The following is a 4,121-nucleotide window of genomic DNA, read 5'->3' as shown; positions in this document are numbered from 1 at the left end:
AAACGAAAGGTGTTTACTATTTAAGTATTTCAAAAGGTGGATCTAATCAAATCATCCCACTTTTAAGACAGTAGTCTATAAAATAACTGATTTTAAAGTCGGCTTCTACTCTTAGTTGCCGACTTTTTTTATTCAACAACTAACTAAAAATCAAACCCCCTCAGTTCAAAAATTGTTTCATTTCTCAAATCTATTTAGCTAAAAGCAAATTCGAATCTAATATATTTCTAATTTGGCAGTTTAAAAATTATTACATTTTTAAATCCCTCAATAACTGATAACTTGAGGACAGAAGGGTTTTTATTAGCTATAAATTTTCTTGCAGAAAATCTCATTGAAATAGCTATTTTTACAGGATTAGAAGTTTAAATATTGTAATCAACAATTTATCCATTCTTGTTAAGTCGATAAAAATGAATAACTATTCTTCCTATGAATTTCATATTTGAAGATTATTAGAGATAAAGTTTCTTTCAAACTTATATAAAATGAAAAAAGGATTGATTTTATTTTTTGTAGTAACTATAATTCAATCGTGCGGTGTTGATATGGATGTATTAGAATATGCCGATACAGAGCCAATAGATGATGGAATAGATATTTTATTACTCTATCCCGAAAATGAATCTGTAATTAATGAAGGTATAAATGTTACTCAAACAGAAAGTAGACTAATATTTGAATGGTCAAATAAAAGTGAAAATGATTATAGTCCATACAATCTACATCTCATCAATTCAAATAACAATGACACTATTATATACGAAAGCTTAGAATCTGAATCTGCTATAACTCTGCAAAGAGATAACGAATATTCTTGGTTTGTCACAGGAATATTAGATAGCAAAAGTTCTACTTGGTCATTTTATTTTAATGGTCCAGATATCGACTCGTCTTCATCATTAGCAGCAACGGCTATCTCTCCGGTTAATGGAGCTTCCATTTCTCAAACAAGTACTACTGTAAACCTAATCTGGAAATCAGAAAATCCAGACAATGATGTAACATCACATGATTTATATTTTGGAGAAATAGAAGATCCTGATATTTATGAGTCTGATATCACATCTTCAAGATACAATGACATTCCTGTTGAAGCTGGTAAAATCTACTATTGGAAAATTGTAACAAAAGACAGTGCCGGAAATGAATCTACCTCTGAAGTCTTTTCCTTCAGTGTAGGTTAAAATCATTGATTTTACCTTATAAAGAAAAAGTACTATTATTCAATCTAAAGTATAAAAAAAGCCCGTGGGATGATAAACATCCATCGGACTTTTAAATATGTAAATAGCTCTTAAAATTCTTGAATAACAAACTCTGAACGTCTGTTTATAGCATGTTTCTCTTCTGGACAATAAGTGTCATCATCACAATCATTTAATAACATTGATTCCCCATATGCTTCAGTTGCTAACTTATCGTCAGAAACACCTTTAGAAATCAAGTAAGCCTTAGTTTTATCAACTCTTCGTTGAGACAGCCAGTCATTATATTTAGATGTTCCCCTAGAATCTGTATGAGAAGTAATCTTCAATTTTAATGTCGGTATTTCTTCTAAAACTTGAGCTAAAGAATCTAAGACCTTTTTTGATGAAGAATTCACTACAGATGAATTCAAAGCAAAATACACATTACCTAAATCTTCAATCTTCGATTTAATTTCTGCTTTACGCTTATTCATCGCATCTACTTTTGCTTTCTCTTCAGCAGCCAATGCATCTGCTTCTTGCTGCTTCTTAAGCCTTTCTGCCAATAAGGCTTCATCTTTTAAACGATTTACCTCATTGATAGAATCTGTTTGGCGTTGCTTTTCTTTTTCAATTGCAGCTAATAATTCTAATTTCTCTTCACCTCTTTTAGAAAGACCTTTTTCAATCCCGAATTGATAAACAACCCCTGCAGCATGTTGTATATGATTGGTTGCGCCTTCTCCTTGGCTCATTGCCCATTTACCAGTAGAATTAAAGTCTAACCCCCATCTATCTGAAAACCAAGTTCTAAAACCTACAACTGCATTATAAGTTCCTCTACCTTTGTTATTCGCATCAGTATAACCAGCGCCAATACCTACATAAGGGTCAAACCAACCAGTCTCTCCAATTATTTTATTAATATCATAGGTAACTCTACCATCAATACCAAAATAACTAATGTCCTCTAAATTAATTTCTCCATCAATTATATTTCCTTCCTTATACTCATTATAAGTACCTATTGCTTCTAAACCAAGTCCGCTTTTAAAATACTTTCCAATACTTACTCTTGATGGAAAAGGTACAATATTCCATTCTTCACTTACATTGAAGATACCATCAAAAACATTACCTGAATCATCTACTGCATTTAAGCCAACTCCAAAAATCCAAGAGCTTTGTACAATACTATCCTTAGCCGTAATTTGAAGTTCATCTTGAGCAAAAGTGACCGATGAAAGCATGAACAAAAATAAAAAACTATAAATTTTAGAAGTTTTCATAATAAAAAATTTGGGTTATAAAATGTAAAATTAATTGCAAGTGAGATAGTTGACAAAAAATTACTGTATACCGCAATTATATTCGTTTGATGGTTGAATGTAGAGTAATTATCGACTAGTTACTTTTCAATTTTTAGCGTTTTAGCACTTAATGGAAGTTTATACATACTAAAAGGGCTAACTACCAGCTTACTTTCTTTTTTAGAAATGTTAGAATCAAGCTTGTGTATCTTTAAAAACTCATCATTTTCAATCAGTTTTAGATTAGCAAAACTTGACGCACTGCTATTACCACACCAAATAAGAATCATTTCGGTAGTAAAATCTATTGAAGGAGGTGTCAAACCTGGCTTTCTGGTACGGTTTATTATACCATAAAAAGCATTTAATTCTTTTTGGTTTTTTATCAGAATATATTGTTCTTCTTCAAAGCCACTATAATTTTCATTTAAAAGAAGTTCCAAACCCAAATCATTAGATTCTTGTGAGTTTCTTTGCGCTGTACTTTTACAAGAACTTAATTGTATTATTACTAAAAATAAACAAATAGCACATCTAAGCATTCTTGAATCTACCATTGTAAGCTCTTTCGTAAACCTCTTCATATAGCGGTACTACTTTTTGAATATCAAAACGTTGTGCTTCTTTTAAAGCATTAAGTTTAAAACGTTCTAGAACACTATCATTCTTTAATATGGTAATAGCTTTTGCTGCCATATCGCTAATATCACCTACATCACTTAAAAAGCCGCTAACGCCTTCCGTATTCACTTCTGGTATACCACCTGCATTACTAGAAATTACCGGAACTTTGTTTATCATAGCTTCCAATGCAGCAAGACCAAAACTTTCTGACTGTGAAGGCAAAAGAAATAAATCTGAAAAACATAAGATTTTGTCTATCTCATTACTATTTCCTAAGAAAATAACTTTATCCGCTATACCTAATTCTTCACTTAAACGTTCAGCTCCTGCTTTCTCTGGTCCTTCACCTACCATGATTAATTTTGAAGGTATATCTAATTGTATTTTACTAAAAATTTTAATAACATCTGGTATACGCTTTACCTTTCTAAAGTTACTTATATGCGTTACTATGCGCTCTTCTTCAGTCGCCATGTTTGACCTTTGACAATCGGTAAAAGATGTACTATATTTTTTCGCATCTATGAAATTAGGTATAACTTCTATATCACCGTGAATATCAAACGTATCTAATGTACCTTGTTTTAAACTTTCTGAAACAGAGGTTACCACATCTGATTGATTGATGCTAAAGGTAACTGCAGGCTTATAAAAAGGATGTTTACCTACTAAGGTAATATCCGTACCATGCAACGTTGTAATCATTGGCACATAAATACCTTCTTCTTCTAACATCTTCTTTGCCATATACCCTGCGTATGCATGTGGTATTGCATAATGCACATGTAAAAGGTCAATTTTATGTAGTTTTATAGTATCAACCAACTTACTAGATAATGCAAGTTCATAAGGTTGATAATGAAAAAGTGGATATTCTGGCACATGAACTTCATGAAAGAATATTTTATTACTCAACAGCTCTAAACGAACAGGTTGTTTATAAGTAATAAAATGAATTTCATGACCTCTGTTTGCCAATGCAATTCCTAATTCTGTT

At 31.5% G+C, this 4,121-nt stretch carries 4 protein-coding genes; 1 reads left to right on the top strand and 3 read right to left on the bottom strand.

What is annotated here, in order from left to right; genetic code table 11:
- The first annotated feature begins 488 nt into the window (after positions 1-488).
- Positions 489-1,187, top strand: a complete 699-nt coding sequence (locus ABJI11_RS08335; protein WP_348351163.1) for a hypothetical protein — start codon at positions 489-491, stop codon at positions 1,185-1,187.
- A 110-nt stretch (positions 1,188-1,297) separates the two neighbouring features.
- Here ABJI11_RS08335 and ABJI11_RS08330 read toward each other — a convergent pair whose 3' ends face one another.
- From ABJI11_RS08330 to bshA, 3 genes are all read right to left on the bottom strand, one after another.
- A complete protein-coding gene (locus tag ABJI11_RS08330; RefSeq protein WP_348351161.1) occupies positions 1,298-2,479 on the bottom strand; it encodes an OmpA family protein in 1,182 nt (393 codons plus the stop codon).
- Positions 2,480-2,598: 119 nt separating this feature from the next.
- Complete coding sequence (locus ABJI11_RS08325; protein WP_348351159.1) at positions 2,599-3,057, bottom strand: hypothetical protein; 459 nt, start codon at positions 3,055-3,057, stop codon at positions 2,599-2,601.
- On the bottom strand, positions 3,035-4,121 hold a 1,087-nt coding region (gene bshA / locus ABJI11_RS08320; protein WP_348351157.1), incomplete at its 5' end, for an N-acetyl-alpha-D-glucosaminyl L-malate synthase BshA. The genes ABJI11_RS08325 and bshA, both read right to left, overlap by 23 nt.

The sequence above is a fragment of the Maribacter sp. genome (assembly GCF_039968975.1).
Classification (GTDB): domain Bacteria; phylum Bacteroidota; class Bacteroidia; order Flavobacteriales; family Flavobacteriaceae; genus Maribacter.
This window is presented reverse-complemented; position numbering and strand designations above follow the sequence as displayed.